Annotated in this window: 12 protein-coding genes, 1 rRNA gene and 1 other annotated feature; of the genes, 7 read left to right on the top strand and 6 right to left on the bottom strand. The window is 43.9% G+C overall.

Annotated features, from left to right (window positions below):
- Positions 1 to 6 precede the first annotated feature (6 nt).
- The 4 genes from ITG09_03290 to rluD all read right to left on the bottom strand — a co-directional run bounded on the left by ITG09_03290 (position 7) and on the right by rluD (position 6,591).
- Positions 7 to 1,558, bottom strand: a 16S ribosomal RNA gene (locus ITG09_03290).
- Between the two features lie 599 nt (positions 1,559 to 2,157).
- Positions 2,158 to 4,731 carry an ATP-dependent chaperone ClpB gene (gene clpB / locus ITG09_03285; GenBank protein ID UPR52687.1) on the bottom strand — a complete coding sequence of 858 codons (2,574 nt, stop codon included), beginning with the start codon at positions 4,729 to 4,731 and terminating at the stop codon, positions 2,158 to 2,160.
- A 142-nt stretch (positions 4,732 to 4,873) separates the two neighbouring features.
- A complete protein-coding gene (gene pgeF, locus ITG09_03280; GenBank protein UPR53578.1) occupies positions 4,874 to 5,608 on the bottom strand; it encodes a peptidoglycan editing factor PgeF in 735 nt (244 codons plus the stop codon).
- Between the two features lie 8 nt (positions 5,609 to 5,616).
- The gene (gene rluD, locus ITG09_03275; GenBank protein UPR52686.1) at positions 5,617 to 6,591 is read right to left on the bottom strand and encodes a 23S rRNA pseudouridine(1911/1915/1917) synthase RluD; all 975 of its coding nucleotides are present in this window, start codon (positions 6,589 to 6,591) and stop codon (positions 5,617 to 5,619) included.
- Between the two features lie 137 nt (positions 6,592 to 6,728).
- Between rluD and ITG09_03270 the strand changes: the two genes are divergently transcribed.
- Positions 6,729 to 7,457 (top strand): outer membrane protein assembly factor BamD, encoded by a 729-nt coding sequence (locus ITG09_03270; GenBank protein UPR52685.1) that lies wholly within the window; start codon positions 6,729 to 6,731, stop codon positions 7,455 to 7,457.
- A gap of 235 nt (positions 7,458 to 7,692) precedes the next feature.
- Positions 7,693 to 9,021: a lytic transglycosylase F gene (locus ITG09_03265; GenBank protein UPR53577.1), complete on the top strand. Its 1,329-nt coding sequence runs from the start codon at positions 7,693 to 7,695 to the stop codon at positions 9,019 to 9,021.
- 139 nt (positions 9,022 to 9,160) lie between these two features.
- On the opposite strand, the gene ITG09_03260 is transcribed toward ITG09_03265, so the two are convergent.
- A protein-coding gene (locus ITG09_03260; GenBank protein UPR52684.1) for an IS3 family transposase occupies positions 9,161 to 10,335 on the bottom strand; the annotation gives its coding sequence in 2 pieces (ribosomal slippage) (positions 9,161 to 10,050 and positions 10,050 to 10,335; 1,176 coding nt in all).
- A 431-nt stretch (positions 10,336 to 10,766) separates the two neighbouring features.
- Here ITG09_03260 and raiA point away from each other — a divergent pair.
- The 5 genes from raiA (at position 10,767) to ITG09_03235 (ending at position 17,199) form a co-directional block, all read left to right on the top strand.
- On the top strand, positions 10,767 to 11,102 hold the full coding sequence (gene raiA, locus ITG09_03255; GenBank protein ID UPR52683.1) for a ribosome-associated translation inhibitor RaiA: 336 nt from the start codon (positions 10,767 to 10,769) through the stop codon (positions 11,100 to 11,102).
- 110 nt (positions 11,103 to 11,212) lie between these two features.
- Positions 11,213 to 11,334 (top strand) — a sequence feature (Phe leader region).
- A gap of 12 nt (positions 11,335 to 11,346) precedes the next feature.
- Entirely contained in the window at positions 11,347 to 12,522 is a 1,176-nt protein-coding gene (gene pheA, locus ITG09_03250) for a prephenate dehydratase (protein ID UPR52682.1), read from the top strand.
- A 342-nt stretch (positions 12,523 to 12,864) separates the two neighbouring features.
- Positions 12,865 to 15,243, top strand: coding sequence for an EAL domain-containing protein (locus ITG09_03245; protein ID UPR52681.1), 2,379 nt, complete (start codon positions 12,865 to 12,867; stop codon positions 15,241 to 15,243).
- Positions 15,206 to 15,727 carry an inosine/xanthosine triphosphatase gene (gene yjjX, locus ITG09_03240; GenBank protein ID UPR52680.1) on the top strand — a complete coding sequence of 174 codons (522 nt, stop codon included), beginning with the start codon at positions 15,206 to 15,208 and terminating at the stop codon, positions 15,725 to 15,727. Before ITG09_03245 ends, yjjX begins: the two co-directional genes overlap by 38 nt.
- A 149-nt stretch (positions 15,728 to 15,876) precedes the next feature.
- On the top strand, positions 15,877 to 17,199 hold the full coding sequence (locus ITG09_03235; GenBank protein UPR52679.1) for an IS4 family transposase: 1,323 nt from the start codon (positions 15,877 to 15,879) through the stop codon (positions 17,197 to 17,199).
- 84 nt (positions 17,200 to 17,283) lie between these two features.
- Here ITG09_03235 and trpR read toward each other — a convergent pair whose 3' ends face one another.
- A complete protein-coding gene (trpR, locus tag ITG09_03230) occupies positions 17,284 to 17,577 on the bottom strand; it encodes a trp operon repressor (GenBank protein ID UPR52678.1) in 294 nt (97 codons plus the stop codon).
- Positions 17,578 to 17,721: the final 144 nt, after the last annotated feature.

Here is a 17,721-nt window from a genome sequence, read left to right as displayed (position 1 = left end):
TTCGTATAAGGAGGTGATCCAGCCCCAGGTTCCCCTAGGGCTACCTTGTTACGACTTCACCCCAGTCATGAACCACAAAGTGGTGAGCGTCCTCCCCGAAAGGTTAAACTACCCACTTCTTTTGCAGCCCACTCCCATGGTGTGACGGGCGGTGTGTACAAGGCCCGGGAACGTATTCACCGTGACATTCTGATTCACGATTACTAGCGATTCCGACTTCATGGAGTCGAGTTGCAGACTCAATCCGGACTACGACGCACTTTTTGGGATTCGCTCACTATCGCTAGCTTGCTGCCCTCTGTATGCGCCATTGTAGCACGTGTGTAGCCCTACTCGTAAGGGCCATGATGACTTGACGTCGTCCCCACCTTCCTCCGGTTTATCACCGGCAGTCTCCCTGGAGTTCCCGACATTACTCGCTGGCAAACAAGGATAAGGGTTGCGCTCGTTGCGGGACTTAACCCAACATTTCACAACACGAGCTGACGACAGCCATGCAGCACCTGTCTCAGAGTTCCCGAAGGCACACCTGCGTCTCCGCTGGCTTCTCTGGATGTCAAGAGTAGGTAAGGTTCTTCGCGTTGCATCGAATTAAACCACATGCTCCACCGCTTGTGCGGGCCCCCGTCAATTCATTTGAGTTTTAATCTTGCGACCGTACTCCCCAGGCGGTCTACTTAACGCGTTAGCTCCGAAAGCCACGGCTCAAGGCCACAACCTCCAAGTAGACATCGTTTACGGCGTGGACTACCAGGGTATCTAATCCTGTTTGCTCCCCACGCTTTCGCATCTGAGTGTCAGTGTCTGTCCAGGGGGCCGCCTTCGCCACTGGTATTCCTTCAGATCTCTACGCATTTCACCGCTACACCTGAAATTCTACCCCCTCTACAGCACTCTAGTTCACCAGTTTCAAATGCAGTTCCGAGGTTGAGCCCCGGGCTTTCACATCTGACTTAATGAACCACCTGCATGCGCTTTACGCCCAGTAATTCCGATTAACGCTCGCACCCTCCGTATTACCGCGGCTGCTGGCACGGAGTTAGCCGGTGCTTCTTCTGTTGCTAACGTCAAGATATGCAGCTATTAACTACACACCCTTCCTCACAACTGAAAGTACTTTACAACCCGAAGGCCTTCTTCATACACGCGGCATGGCTGCATCAGGCTTTCGCCCATTGTGCAATATTCCCCACTGCTGCCTCCCGTAGGAGTCTGGACCGTGTCTCAGTTCCAGTGTGGCTGATCATCCTCTCAGACCAGCTAGGGATGTCGCCTTGGTGAGCCATTACCTCACCAACTAGCTAATCCCACCTAGGCATATCTTGACGCGAGAGGCCCGAAGGTCCCCCTCTTTGGCCCGTAGGCATTATGCGGTATTAGCCATCGTTTCCAATGGTTATCCCCCACATCAAGGCAATTTCCTAGGCATTACTCACCCGTCCGCCGCTCGACGCCCATTAAATCCTCCGAAGATTCAATAATGTCGTTTCCGCTCGACTTGCATGTGTTAGGCCTGCCGCCAGCGTTCAATCTGAGCCATGATCAAACTCTTCAATTTAAGATTTTGTCGGCTCAATGAATACTGACTTCAAAACTACAAAAAGTAATTCTAAAGCTATTATCTTTCCAACAGAAAGATAATGAATTGACTGTGCCAAATACTTTCTTTCTACAAGAGAAAGTAGTTATTCGTATTGGTCACTCAGTTCATTGAAACCAAAGTTGATTCCGAGGAATCTGTTTTACTTCTCTTAATAAAAAGGGAAGATAAAACGTTTTGATATTCATCAACGAGTGCCCACACAGATTGATAGGTTTAAATTGTTAAAGAGCTTTACTTATTGAGCGTTCCTTTTAGTAAGGAGCCTCTCTAAGTGGACGGCCATTCTAGCGAATTGGGTTCCAGTGTCAAACACTTTTTCCAGCTAATTTTTCAAAGCATCTTAAATGCTTAATGTCGTCTCATTACTTAGTTCAAACCGCTTGGTTATCCCTGGCAACGGAGGCGCATTATAGAGAGAATCTCCCTTTGCACAAGACCAAAAACGAAAAAAAACCGCCGCAGGCGATCGTTCGGACACTATTCACACAAAGCGTTCAAAATAGGTACGATTAAGCCTTAATTTCGGCTAATCGTACCTATTGTTAATAGTCTGATTATTGGTGAGCAATAATTCGGTCGTTATTCACTAATAGCTGCACTTTCTTATCTGGATTTATTTTTCCAGCCAGTATCGCTTTCGCTAATGGGTTTTCTACAGTTTGTTGAATTGCTCTTTTAAGAGGCCTTGCACCATATACAGGGTCAAAACCAACTTGAGAGATTAGCTTGAGCGCTTTTTCTGAAACTTCGAGTTCATACCCATTGTCTTCCATTCGCTTTTTCAAATGCTCAAGCTGAATAGCAGCAATTGATTCGATGTGCTCTTGGCCTAATGGATGGAACACGACACTTTCATCAACACGGTTCAAAAACTCAGGTCGGAAATGTTTACCCACCACTTCCATAACCTCATTTTTAATCCCTTGGTAATCCAATGTATTGAAGTTCTCTTGAATACGGGTTGAACCTAGATTCGATGTCATGATTACCACGGTATTTCTAAAATCGACGGTGCGACCTTGTCCGTCAGTTAATCGCCCATCATCTAAAACCTGCAATAGAATATTGAAAACATCTGGGTGAGCTTTCTCTACCTCATCAAGCAGAATCACAGAATAAGGTTTTCGACGAACGGCTTCGGTTAAGTACCCACCTTCTTCATAACCCACATAACCCGGAGGAGCACCAACTAAACGAGCAACAGAGTGTTTCTCCATAAACTCAGACATATCGATACGCACCATGGCATCTTCACTATCGAACATAAAGTTCGCCAATGTTTTACACAGTTCCGTTTTACCGACACCAGTTGGCCCTAAAAATAAGAACGAACCAATCGGCTTATTCGGATCAGACAAACCAGCACGGCTACGACGAATTGCATTCGACACAACTTCAACCGCTTCCGCTTGACCGATAACCCGCTTATGCAGAACACCTTCCATTTTCAGAAGCTTCTCTTTCTCTGCTTCTAGCATTTTAGAAACCGGGATGCCGGTTTGCTTAGAAAGGACATCGGCAATCTCAGCGTCAGTCACCTTGTTACGTAACAGGGTCATTTCTTGCATTTCAGCTTGAGTCGCGAGATCTAACTGCTTCTCCAATTCTGGGATTCGGCCATATTGCAATTCAGACATACGGTTAAGGTCACCAGCACGTCGTGCAAAATCCATATCCATCCGAGCTTGTTCTAGCTCTGACTTGATATGTTGTGTGCCAGACAACGCCGCTTTTTCAGCGTTCCAAACTTCTTCAAGTTCAGCAAAATCGCGTTCTTTCTCAGAAAGTTCACTTTGCAGCGTGCGAAGCCTCTTTTCACTGGCTTCGTCATTTTCATTAGTAAGAGCTTGCTGCTCGATCTTCAGTTGAATGATTTTTCGCTCGAGCTTATCCAGTGACTCTGGTTTTGAGTCGATCTGCATTCGAATACTCGAAGCCGCTTCATCAATCAGATCAATCGCCTTATCTGGTAACTGACGGTCTGAAACGTATCGGTGAGATAACGTTGCCGCCGCTACGATAGCAGGGTCGGTAATTTCTACATGATGGTGAAGTTCATAACGCTCTTTCAAACCTCGAAGAATCGCAACTGTGTCTTCAACGGTTGGTTCGTCCACGATCACTTTTTGGAATCGACGCTCTAAAGCAGGGTCTTTCTCTATATATTGTCGGTATTCATCGAGCGTTGTTGCGCCGACACAATGCAGTTCACCACGAGCTAATGCTGGTTTCAGCATGTTGCCCGCATCCATAGAGCCTTCGCCTTTACCTGCACCGACCATCGTATGAATTTCATCGATAAAGAGAATGACATTGCCTTCTTCTTTAGATAATTCATTAAGCACCGATTTTAGACGCTCTTCGAATTCACCACGATACTTAGCACCCGCTACCAATGAGCCCATGTCTAATGAAAGCACTCGTCGGCCTCTTAAGCCTTCAGGAACTTCATTATTGATAATGCGCTGAGCCAAACCTTCGACAATCGCGGTTTTACCCACGCCGGGTTGACCGATAATGACAGGGTTGTTCTTAGTTCGACGTTGAAGGACTTGAATCGTGCGACGAATTTCATCATCACGACCGATCACAGGATCGAGTTTGCCTTGCTCTGCTCTTTCAGTCAGATCAATGGTGAACTTCTCTAATGCTTGGCGTCTATCTTCCGCATTCGGGTCATCAACTTTTTGACCACCGCGAACTTGCTCGATAGCTTGAGATAGTTTTTGCTCACTGAGACCTAGCTCTTTAAGTAAGTTTCCTAAAGGACCTTTGTCTTCAATTGCAGCGAGTAGGAATACTTCTGAAGATATGTAACTGTCTTGACGCTTTTGCGCGACCTTGTCACATAGATTGAATAGCGTTCCCATTGCGTTAGAGAGCTGAACATCACCACCGATACCACTAACTTTTGGCACTCGGTCTAATATTTCGCTTAATTTAGAACGCAATTGAACCACGTCAATATTCAGCATGGTGAGCAATGGACGAATCGCACTGCCATCTTGATTTAGCAAAGACACCATTAGGTGTACAGGTTCTATATATTGGTGATCACGACCTAATGCGAGCGACTGAGCATCAGATATCGCAATTTGGAATTTACTAGTGAATCGATCGAGACGCATGCCAACCTTCCTACTCTTAGATATGTTTATCTTATGGTTAGAAGATGGATACGGTAACGCGGATTTTCAAGGGATAAGAATGAAGAATAGAGCTTATATGAAAATATAAATGAGCTGGATGAGTGGTTGCGCTAGTCAGAGATTACTCTAGCCAAATAAATGTCGCCTGACGCCCAGTAATACCATCACGACGATAAGAATAGAAAGCATCTGAATCTGCGTATGTACATAGATTTGAATCTGTCACCGAAGTCACGCCAACTTTCATTAATCGTTGAGTCGCAAGTTGAGACATGTTTGCTAGCCACTTGCCCGGTTCAGCTTTGGCTTGAAATGCTAATTTCGCCTGAGGGTCAAAACGAACAAAAGCGTCCAATACATCGTCGCCAACTTCAAATGCATCTTTACCAATTGCAGGGCCAAGCCAAGCAATGATCGAGTTATCTGAATCTAGGTTTGAGAACTTTGCGACGGCATTTTCAAGAATACCACCAGCAAGACCACGCCAACCGGCATGAACTGCAGCAACTTGAGTGCCTTTGGTATCGGTAAGGATGACCGGTAAGCAATCGGCTGTCATCGCAGAACAAACAACACCCGTTGCAGTGGTAAATGCACCATCCGCATCAAGCACATTCGCCACAGGTTCTAAAACCGTAACGACATCTGTTGAGTGAGTCTGATTTAGCCATACCGGAGCAGTGGGCATCTTAGATTGTTGCTTTAGCCACGCTCGATTGCTTTCAACAAGCGAAGCATCATCCCCAACGTGCATACCGAGGTTTAACCCTTGATAAGCTCCTGTAGAAAAGCCATCAAAACGAGTCGAAGCAAATGCCTTCACGTTTTGAGGTGCATTCCAGTCAGGGATGATCATTGACACGATTAAATGTCGTCTTCTATGTTTTCGCGAGCATCAACACGCAACGCTTCAGCCATCACAACCATGTCATTCGGCACAGGTGCGTGGAACTCAACTTCTTCACCAGTAATAGGGTGAACAAATTTGAGCATTACAGCGTGTAGCGCTTGGCGATCAAAAGAACGAATCATTGTCGTCAGCTCTTCAGATGCACCTTTAGGAATACGTGCACGACCACCGTACGCAATATCACCTAACAGCGGATGCTGAAGATATGACATGTGAACACGGATTTGGTGAGTACGACCCGTTTCTAGGCGCAAACGAATACGAGTATGTTCGCGGAAGTGCTCCGCAACACGGTAGTGAGTTACCGCAGGCTTACCCAATTCATTAACGTCCATTAACGTACGCTTCGTTGCATGACGGCTAATGCCTTTCTCAACAACACCACCCGCAGTCATTTTGCCAATTGCAATTGCTTCATATTCACGAGTAATACGACGTTTAGCAAGAGCACGCACAAGACGAGTTTGAGCTGGAACCGTTTTAGCCACAACCATAAGACCTGTTGTGTCTTTATCAAGACGGTGCACAATACCCGCACGAGGTACTTCAGCAATCTGAGGGTAATGGAAAAGCAATGCGTTTAGTATGGTTCCATCCGGCGTACCTGCGCCTGGGTGTACAACCAGATCGCGAGGTTTATTGATAACCAATAAATCATCATCTTCATAGACAATGTCTAACGGAATATCTTGTGCTTCCCAGCGCTCTTCATCCGCAAGCTCCGCTTGTAAGATGATCGCTTCACCGCCCAAAACTATGGTGCGCGGTTTAGTGATAACTTCGCCATCCACTTGGATTTTGCCGTCAAGAAGCCACTCTTTAATACGAGAGCGAGAAAAATCGGTAAATAGTTCAGCGACAGCTTGGTCTAAACGTTGACCTAACTGGCTGCTTTTTACTGTGTCTGTTAATGTTATCTGCTGAGCCATATCGAACTTTTTTAAAAACCGTGAGACTAATACCCATTAGTATGGATAAAATAGAATAATTGCATCATTGTATCTGTTACTGGTTAGAAAGTAACGGAAGCTTACGAAATATTTAATTCAAGGAATCGACGCCTGACATGAAACACCTTACTTTATCGGGTCTATTAGCCGTATCACTCTTAGTTGGTTGTTCAAGTAGTGAAGAAATAGTACCGGATGTACCGCCATCGGTTCTTTACTCTGACGCCCAAGAATCACTTCAGAGTGGTAGCTGGCTTTCTGCAATCGAAAAGCTAGAAGCCTTAGACTCTCGTTACCCATTCGGCGCCTATTCTGAACAAGTACAACTGGATCTGATTTACGCGTATTACAAAAATGATGACTTGGCGTTAGGCCTTGCCACCATTTCACGATTCCTACGCTTAAACCCAACTCATGAAAAACAGGATTGGGTTCTTTACATGCGTGGCCTGACACACATGGCTCAAGATCGAAACTTCATGCACGATATTTTTAATATCGATCGCAGCGACCGAGATCCAGAACCAGTGAAACTAGCGTTTGCTGATTTCAAACGACTTTTAGAACGTTTCCCTGCAAGCCCATATGCTGAAGATGCACAAAAACGCATGTTCGCACTTAAAAACCGTTTGGCTGATTACGATCTAGCAACCGCTGATTTCTATCTGCGTCGTGAAGCTTGGATTGCTGCGATCAACAGAACGCAAGAGCTACAAAAAACTTACCCAGACACCATTGCTGCGCGTAAATCTCTGAAAATACAGTTAGAAGCCTACGAGCAGCTCGGACTAGAAGATGCTGTGTTAAGAACAGAAAAGTTGATTGAGTTAAACCCACTACCTTAATTAAACTTCTTGTCATCTCAATCCAAAAAGCGCGCTAATTTACTAGCGCGTTTTTTTATCCACATATCGTAAACTTGATGAATCGCACAATACACGGTATCTTCAAAAGATAACTTTTAACAAAACATCAACATGGAGTGTGGATGTGAGTAGGTTGTTATTATTTATCTGGATATCGCTATTTAACCAATTATCCTACGCATTAGAACTGTCCCCATTAAGCAATAAGCCTTACATGGGCGACTTGGATGCGCTCAAAACCAAAGGGACAGTTAGAGTGCTCGTGTCTGCCGATCTTGGTTTCTATTACATCGAGGATGGCAAGCCAAAAGGCATTGTGGCAGAAATGCTCTACCACTTTGAAAAAAGTCTTCGTAAGAAACATCCCTACCTCAACGTTCAAATCATCCCCGTGCAACGAGATGATCTAATTCCCTCTTTGGAATCTGGCTATGGTGATGTCGCTGTCGCTAACCTAACGATCACCGACAAACGATTACGAACCATCGATTTTTCAGATCCGATGATTAAAGATGGTAAAGAACTCATTATCACAGGGAAAAAGGCCAAACCTCTCACCGAGATCAAGCAATTGAGCGGTAAAGAGGTGTGGATCCGAGCAAGTTCGAGTTACTTCGAGAGTGTACAAAGAGTCAATAAAGAACTTAACGAACTAGGTTTACCACCAGTGCATGTCCACTTTATCGAGGAATCATTACAGGACTATGAGCTGATAGAGCTGGTTAACCAAGGCTACATACAAGGCACAATTCTAGATAACCATAAAGCGAAACTGTGGACCGATGTAATGGAAAATATTCAAGTCCATAACGACTTACCTTTGCGAGAAAATGGTCGTATTGCTTGGGCTTTAAGAAAAGACAGCCCTCAACTGAAGAAAGAGATAAACAAATACGTCAAAACCGCACGAACAGGCACCCTGCTTGGAAACGTCATCTACCAGAAATACATCGACAATACTCGCTGGTTGGGCCGAGCACTCGACCCGAATAAAGTAGACCGAGTGGCTAAACTCTCAGATGTCTTTGAAAAGTATTCGAGCAAGTATGAATTTGATCCTTTGATGATGTCAGCTCAAGGTTTCCAAGAATCAGGGCTGGATCAGAGCCGAGTTTCTCATCGAGGGGCTATTGGTGTGATGCAGATACTACCGAGTACTGCAAAAGATAAAAACGTCAACATCAAGAACATCCATAAAGTGGATAACAACATCCATGCAGGTGTGAAATATATGCGCTTTATCAAAGACCGGTATTTTGACGACCCAGCAATATCACCGGACAATAAAATCTACTTCACTTTGGCTTCTTACAACGCGGGCCCCGCTAAAATCAGAAAGATGAGACACCTTGCCAAGCAAAAAGGCTACAACCCAAACATTTGGTTTAAAAACGTAGAAATCATCACTCGCAAATACGTGAGTAAAGAACCCGTAACCTATGTTGCCAACATTAATCGTTACTTCGTAATCTATAAACAATTACAAACTATCAATGCCACCCGAGAGGACGGTACCACGAGATTACTTAACACTAACGATTAGGATCGCCTCAACTCCAGAGCTGTAGAGCTGTAGAGCTGTAGAGCTAAAGGTATTAGGTATTAGGTATTAGGTATTAGGTATTAGGTATTAGGTATTAGGTATTAGGTTGATATGGCCCCTAAAAAGTAGACACAGGGGTTTAGTTGATTAGTTCAAAGTCCATGGGACTCACTCCACCTAGAGTCCCATGTCTTCTTACTGGATTATAATAGGTATCGATATAAATGCGACTCTGCATCGTCATTTCTTGTCGTGAAAGCTGATCTAAGTTATTCACCCACTCTTTCTTATATTGCGCAAAGAAGCTTTCGGAACAAGCGTTATCCCAACAGTTTCCTTTTCTCGACATACTGACTTTAATCTTTCGTTTACGGTGCCAACGGATCGTCTCCAACGCTCGATACTGTATACCTTGATCGGAGTGAAACAAAAGCTTGTGACCTAAGGGCTGCCTTTGTTCCCAAGCCTTATCCAGGCTTCTTAGCACTAACTTTGCGTTATTAATGCGACTTGTTGACCAACCAATCACTTTGCGTGAAAACAAATCTAAGACGACGCACAGGTATTGCCAGCCATCCGTACAGCGCACCTGAGTTATATCAGACACCCAAACTCGATCGGGTTTATCCACCTTAAATTGACGGGCAAGAATGTTATAGGCTGGTATAAGAGCATTTTGTCTTGGCGCTCGTCCATATCGCCTCTTACTCGCGCAAGAGCGATAGCCCATATTCTGTAGAAGCCTCTGTACTCGCTTCTTATTGCAAATAAAGCCGTTAGCGACTGCTGCTTCCCAAAGCTTTCGATAGCCTGGAATACAATACTGAGCTTTGCTTTCTCTCCTCAAGTAGTGACTTAAAGACTCATTGTCTGTCTCTCGCTTCGATGGTTTCCTTGTTAGCCACTTGTAATAACCCGCTTTAGAAACGCCTAACCATTTGCATAGTCGAATGACAGGAAACTTCACACTGGCCTTCTTAAGGATATACTCGAACCTTATTCTTTTTGGCTGTCGAAGAAAGCCTTCGCTTCCTTTAAGAAATCATTCTCCAGCTCTGCCATCTCAAGCTTCTTTTTCAATTGACGGATCTCTTTCTCCAGTTGTGCAACGGATTTTTCGGGACCGTGGTTAGGTATTGGGAGGGAGTTATTAGTCTTCTTCGACGTCATTTGGCATCTCCATTTAGAAAGTAGCACCGGCGATATTCCTAAGGATAGTGCTACTGACTTAACGGTGTCAGAAGAATCGAGAGATCGCTGAACAGCTTCTCGTTTAAATTCGTCTGTATATTGCCTTTGTGATTTTACTTTCATGACACTCAATGCTCTGTATTAAGTGTCTACTTTTATGGGGTCACATCAGGTAAGGCTAAAAACACAAAAGCCGCATAACAAACTTATGCGGCTTTTGTTTATCTAATTCTGAAGAAGCTTACGTAGTGATCTATATCACGAGACCTTTATCACAAAACACTATTGAGTGTATTTCAATCAAGTACTTTCTATAAGCTGTAAGACGCCCCTAAAAACTGGTTTAATTTTTAGCGAAGCCTTGCCTACAAGTTATCGTTTTTCATAAGGATAACAAGCATTTTCCGCCAAAAACATATCAAGACTTGCGTAACATCACATTTGATTTTAATGCTTACCCCACCCGACCAAAACAAGATCCAGATCACATTATTCATTCCTAAAAGTCGTAATCTGAAGTTAACCCATGAGGGATACAACAGAGGAAAACTTCTATGAAAATGAACATCACTGGTAAAAACATCGACATTACCTCTGCAATCCGTGATCACATAGAAAGCAAATTTAAAAAGCTGGATAAATGGCAAGTAGACATCATAGGCTGCCAAGCGAGCTTTAGCGAAGAACCAAACAAAAAGAAGAAGTTTGAAGCGGTTCTAACAGTACCAAAAGGCCAACTTGTTGCTTCATCAATCCATGACGACCTCTACGTAGCGATCAACGAAGTAGAACAAAAACTAGAGCGTCAACTCAACAAGCTACGCCATAAACCAGAAGCGCGCCGCGCTGAAAAGCCTGAAATCGAAGAGCTAGAAGCTGAAGTAGAATAAGGAAAGAGAACAGATTAAAAAATAGCGCCTCAGGGCGCTATTTTTTTGCTTGACGCTCGTAGCTCGCTTGCTTATTGTGTTTAAACATTCATAAAACAATCACTTTTTATGCACACTCAATCTTTGTTTATTTTTGACTTCTTTTTTCTTCCGTAAATCGGAGGCTAAGTCGTTTTAGAAAAACAAGTCAAAAACGAACAAGAAGCCTCCCACACTAGGGAGGCTTTTTTATAAGGACACATTTATGACTGACCGCTCAATTTCACTGGATGATATCCGCCTTCGTCTTAATGATTTAGACGACGAACTCCTGAAGTTACTTTCAGAGCGTCGCAAGCTAAGTATCGAAGTCGCTAAAAGCAAAGTAGAGACATCAAAACCAGTTCGTGATGCAGTACGAGAGCAACAACTATTAGTTAAGCTGATCAACAACGGCAAAGATAAATACGAACTTGATGCGCAGTACATTACCAAGCTGTTCCACACCATCATCGAAGATTCCGTTTTACTACAGCAGTCATACTTACAAAACCTAGCGAACCCGCAAAGCCGTAAACCATTGGCTCGCGTTGCATTCTTAGGTTCTAAGGGATCGTATTCTCACCTTGCGAGCCGCGAATACTTCAGCCGCAAGAATATGGAATTGATTGAGCTGAACTGTAATCACTTCAAAGAAGTCGCATCAACAGTAGAGTCTGGCCATGCCGACTACGGTGTCCTACCTATTGAGAACACAAGTTCAGGGTCAATTAACGAGGTCTACGACCTGCTACAGCATACGACTCTATACATTGTTGGCGAACTTTCTCAACCGATTGAGCACTGCCTCGTTGCTAAGAGTGATATCCGTTTAGAAGACATCAAAACACTCTATTCACACCCACAACCTCATCAACAATGCAGTGAGTTCTTGAGCCGCCTTAAAGGTGTCAGCCTAGAGTCTTGCGCAAGCACCGCTGATGCAATGAAAAAGGTTAAAGAGTTGGGTGGCAATGACGTAGCGGCTATTGGTAATGCTTCGAGCGGCAAGCTTTATGGGCTTCAGCCAATCCAAGGCAACATTGCAAACCAAACAGAGAACCACACTCGTTTCATCGTTGTGGCTCGTAAGCCTGTTGAAGTATCGACTCAAATACCAGCGAAAACGACGCTCATCATGTCGACATCTCAAGAGGCGGGTTCTTTGGTAGAGACACTACTAATCCTGCAACGCTTAGGCATCAACATGACCAAGCTGGAATCTCGTCCTATCATGGGTAACCCTTGGGAAGAGATGTTCTATGTCGATTTAGAGGCGCATCTGGATTCAGATAATATGCAGCAAGCGATAACGGAACTAACCTCTATTACTCGCCACCTTAAAGTGTTGGGTTGCTACCCAAGTGAGAACATCAAAGCGACTCAAGTTAAGTTATCATAGCTAATAGCTAAGAGCTCAAGTATCAGCTTTTAGCTAACATAAGTATTTGGTCTACCGTAGGCCAAATACTTAAATCACCCTCTAGTCGAGTACTACTCTCGCTAAGAAAACTCACCCTAGCATGCCTGAAACACAACTCACTTGTTTCGCACATTCTGCACGCTTACTCTCTCCACTGTTTGATCCTTTCTAACAAAAACTCATTAGTGGCTTTTTTTATCAATAAAGACAAAACCTTACCCCCTTCACAGGAAATCATCGAACTACGTGTAATTAATAGCGAGTAAGCATTAAGTAACATAAAATTATGCGCTTAATTTATAAATAGTGTTGTCATTAACTATGAAGCTAAGTACTAAAATCTTACTACTGATAGCCCCTGTGATACTGATCAGTACCGCGGCTTCTAGCTATATTATTTATTCGACGCAAAAAAGCAGCTTCATCAAACGCGAAGATAATGCACTGCAGCTAAACATGGAAAAACTAGCCGGATACTTTCGCCAATCTCGTTCGTTTCTCAATAGCTACTCTTACACCTTGACCCAGAGTGATATGGTGAAGCGTTATTTTCTCACTGTTCAAAATCTTTCTCGCGATCTTGAACTGGTCAGTAACCTTCAAGAAGCCATACATTTCCTGCAAGATGACGATGAAAGCTATACAGGTTTAGCACTTCTTAATGGTGATCGAAAACTGCGTTATTACGCGGATAATACCAACAACTCACGCACTCAGATTGACAGTAAGATATTGGAGTACGTTGACCAGCACTATCAAGACACCCTAGCAACATCGAGTACTAACTATATTCAAAACTCCCAAGGCGAAGGGATGTTGGTTCACTATGACAAGGTAGATAGAAAAGCGATTTTCCCAACCCCAAGCAATCAACTCGATGATGTGTTCTTTGTTGTTGTATCTGTCTCTCTCGACAAGTTTAATGCACTGAGAAAGCAAATAGAGTTCGACTACCAAACCAGTTTGTTCTTCACATCCAAAGCAGTTTCTTTGGAAAATGATGTTACTCACTCAGTCAAGCTTGCACCAGAACTGTACGCCACGGTCGATCCTGCGCAGTTCTTATTGGAAAACAAGCTCGATTCGATTTGGAACAAGCTGAGTTTGTCGTTTGCACTATCTGCGTTTGTGACTGTCGCTCTGTTACTCATGCTTCTGTCTCGCACCGTGATTAGTCCAATAACACGGCTCGATCGACAGCTACAGCAAGTCGAAAAAAAACAACGAAAGAACATTGAACGCTTAGGCTCTCGTGATGAACTTGGCCGCCTATCACAGCGCTTCTATGACATGTACCAGGAACTAGACAACACTTACCAACAAACCAAACTCTTGGCCGAAAATGATCAGTTAACCCAAATAGCCAATAGGCATCAGTTTCAAACCTTCGTTCAGCAATCGTTGCCAAAACCGAGTTCCAATACCGAAACCTGGGTTCTCTATTTTGACTTGGACAACTTCAAGTTTGTGAATGACAAATACGGGCATCAAATCGGCGACTCGATTCTGGTCTCTTTTGCTCAGCGTATTTCAGATATTTGTCGCCACTATAAAGCGGAGTTCGACGCTCACTGCATGCCAGCCCGACTTTCTGGTGACGAGTTCGTTGTCTACATTAACGCTCCTAGCCAGCGAGGCAATGTCGCGCATCGATTCTCGAATGATTTACTCACTCCCCTACAAAAAGGCTTTGTCACCGAATCAGGAAGCTTTCCGATTACGGTCAGTATTGGTATTGCGACCTACCCTAATGATGGTGACTCAATCGAGAAGCTACTGTCGAACGCAGATACCGCGATGTACCAAGCCAAGCGTGCAGGTAAAAACCAATTTGCTGACTATTCACGGGATTTAGACAAAGCCATTCAACGCCAAGCAGACATTGAACGGGCGCTTAGAGGTAAGAATTTTGATGATGAATTCAGGCTCGTTTACATGCCCTATATGGATTCAACCGGGACTGATGTAATTGGCGTTGAGGTTTTATTACGTTGGAATTCGAAGCAACTTGGTTTGGTTCCACCCGATGAGTTCATCCCAATTGCCGAACAAACCGGGCTATTCGAACATGTCGACCGCTGGGTAATACAGAATGCGTTTGCTTCATTCCATCGACTTCAGGCTCAATTTGATCACTCAATTCAATTGTCGATCAACTTATCTTCGGCTGGTATTGAAACTACTCACCTTGCGGTTTTCATTAAAGAACACGAGGAGTTAAATCGAATCCCACCAAGCCTGATCGATTTTGAAATCACTGAAACCTTTTACTCAAATTCAGAAGGCTTTCCATTGCTGAATGAGCTGTCATGCATGGGTTATCGGCTGGCAATTGATGATTTTGGTTCCGGTTACACCTCGATCACTCAACTGGTGCAGTATCCGACTCAGAAAATTAAATTGGATAAAGCGTTTTTAGATACCTTAATTGAGACTAATAACCAGAACATCGTAAAACCGGTCATCGGATTGTGCCATGCTCAGGGGAAAAAAGTCACCGCCGAAGGGATTGAAACTCAAGGTATGCACCAGTGGTTACAGGAGGCACAGTGCGATATGCTGCAAGGCTATTACTTTGGTAAACCTATGCCACTAGAAGAGTTGAGTGAATGGTACCGACAACATAAACTCAATCTAATCGACAACAAAAAGAATCCGACACATGAAATCTGTAATCATCGCATCGCTGAACCCAGCTAAAATTAACGCCGTTAAAAGTGCGTTCTTATCTGCTTTTCCTGATACTGAATTTGATTTCAAAGGCATCAGCGTCCCTAGTGGTGTCGCCGATCAACCGATGAGCAATGATGAAACCTATCAGGGCGCCGTGAATCGTGTTCAACACGCAACTCAAGCTCAGCCTGATGCCGACTTCTATGTTGGTCTAGAAGCGGGAATAGAAACAAACGTCACTTTTGCTTGGATGGTGATCGAAGCAAATGGTCAACGTGGAGAGTCTCGTTCAGCAAGCCTGATGCTGCCACCAGCTGTGCTTGAAAAGTTAGAGCATGCAAACGAGTTAGGGGATGTAATGGACGAAGTGTTTGGTACCGATAATATCAAGCAGAAAGGTGGCGCGATTAGCCTACTGACGCATAACCAACTGTCACGCAGTTCGGTCTATCACCAAGCATTAATCTTAGCGCTGATTCCATTTGTGAATCCTGAACACTTTCCTATTTAGTGCTTCGTTAAACTTAGAAAGGTTCAGAGAACAATCTTCAGAAATAAAAAACGCTAACATTCAGTTTAATGCCGATCGTTTAAGAAGACTTGAACGATCTTGCAGTTAGCAGATAATCCCCATCAACAACGTTGATGGGGATTTTTTTTATGCTTGAACAAGAATTAGCAATGGCACACGAGACCATTGAAGATGCCGACAATTATGAATCTGTCGTCGACGCCATTCAGATTGAGTGGATAGAACAAGCTCTTCTTGAAACCAATAAAGCGAGCATAAGACGACGCCGACTTCCCGCTCAGCAAGCTGTCTGGTTAGTTATTTGGATGGGACTGCAACGCAACATGTCTATCAAAGAGGTATGCAGTTCATTAGACATCGCACTTCAGCCTAAACCTGAAGATAGTTGGTCTCGTGTTGCACCCAGTGTCCTAACTGATTCACGCCGACGTCTAGATGAGAGTCCGTTAGCGGCTCTGTTTCACACAACGGTAAAGGCTTGGCGCGAAGATATCCTTCAACAAGACAAAGACTTAGGGCTTAATGTTCTTGCTGTCGATGGGACAACATTTAGGTGTCAAGATTCCACAGAGAACGCTGAAGAATTTGGGTTCATCTCTAAAAAATTGAAACCTTACCCTCAACTTCGTTTAGTCGCTTTGATGTCAACAGAAACACGAATGATTATGGGGGCAGCTTTTGATGGTTGTCATGTCGGTGAAACGACCCTAGCCAAGCGCCTATTCAATGATATCCCCGCACACTCATTGACCTTATTTGATCGTTGTTATTTCTCGGCAGACCTTTTGTTGTCGTGGCAAGAGAGTGCGGAAAATGCTCACTGGTTAATGCCTGCAAAACGTAAGCTACGCTATGAAGTGTTGGAGAAATATGCTGAGAACGACATGCTCATCTCAATGCCTATCTCTCCTCAAGCTCAACGGCAGAATCCGAATTTACCCGCACGTTGGGAAGCCAGATTAGTCCTATATCAAGAGCCAAAAGGTGAGATAAAAGGTTTTATTACTTCACTTACAGACCCTAGTAGATACTCGCTAGAAAGCCTGCTGCGTATTTATTGGCAACGCTGGGAGATAGAAGAAGGTTATGGTGAAATTAAACAGACTCAACTGCAAAGTCACGTCACTTTACGAAGTCGTTTTTCTGCCGGAGTGAAGCAAGAGCTTTGGGGCGTATTACTTGCCTATAACTTAGTGCGATTAGAGATGGTTAAGATAGCTTCAGAAGCCGGGGTTCGAGCAACTAGGGTAAGTTTTACCGCCGCAATTAACCTTATTGATGCGCAATTACGTTGGCTAGCTTTAAGCCCAGACGGAACCCTACCAGTCAAACTTAAAAGGATGAGAGAAAGTCTGAGTCACTTCATTCTTCCGGATAAAAGAAAGGACCGAACGTTTCCACGTTCAGTCCTCTTTGTTCCAGCCAAATATCCGTTTAGGTTCAAGCAGTAATGCTTATCCGAACGGCATTAAACATTCAGTTAGCGTTTTTTCGAATTCGTATTCTCACTATCCAAGGATAGCTGAATTCCGTTATTACTTTAGCAATAGGTCGGCGATCACGGCTTTCTCTTGTTCAGATTTGGCCTTTAGCTCATTTGAGCCTCTGGTTATCGTCGCGACACCTACTCCCAGCATTTGACTCACCTGTCGTTGAGACATATCGCCTTTCATTAGCTCACAGAAGATATTAATTCGAGCAACCAGAGCATCTCGCTCGTCTGGTGTCATCATCATGGTCAACAACAGCTCGTGCTGATCTTTTTCGACAGCCGTCTTTACCAAGTCCATCAGTTGTTGCCAATTATCATATTCAGGTTGTGATGCCATATCTCTACACTTACTTTTAAATTCTGACTTTAAAGAGTCGCTTAACGATTGAAAGCGTTTAACACTTTATACCGAAACACTTGATGCGATCCAATTTAAAAAGGCCGTAAGTGGAAATGGTTCGCACTCACAGCCTTTATTCTC

Source organism: Vibrio cyclitrophicus, from assembly GCA_023206055.1.
Taxonomy (GTDB): domain Bacteria; phylum Pseudomonadota; class Gammaproteobacteria; order Enterobacterales; family Vibrionaceae; genus Vibrio; species Vibrio cyclitrophicus_A.
This window is presented reverse-complemented; position numbering and strand designations above follow the sequence as displayed.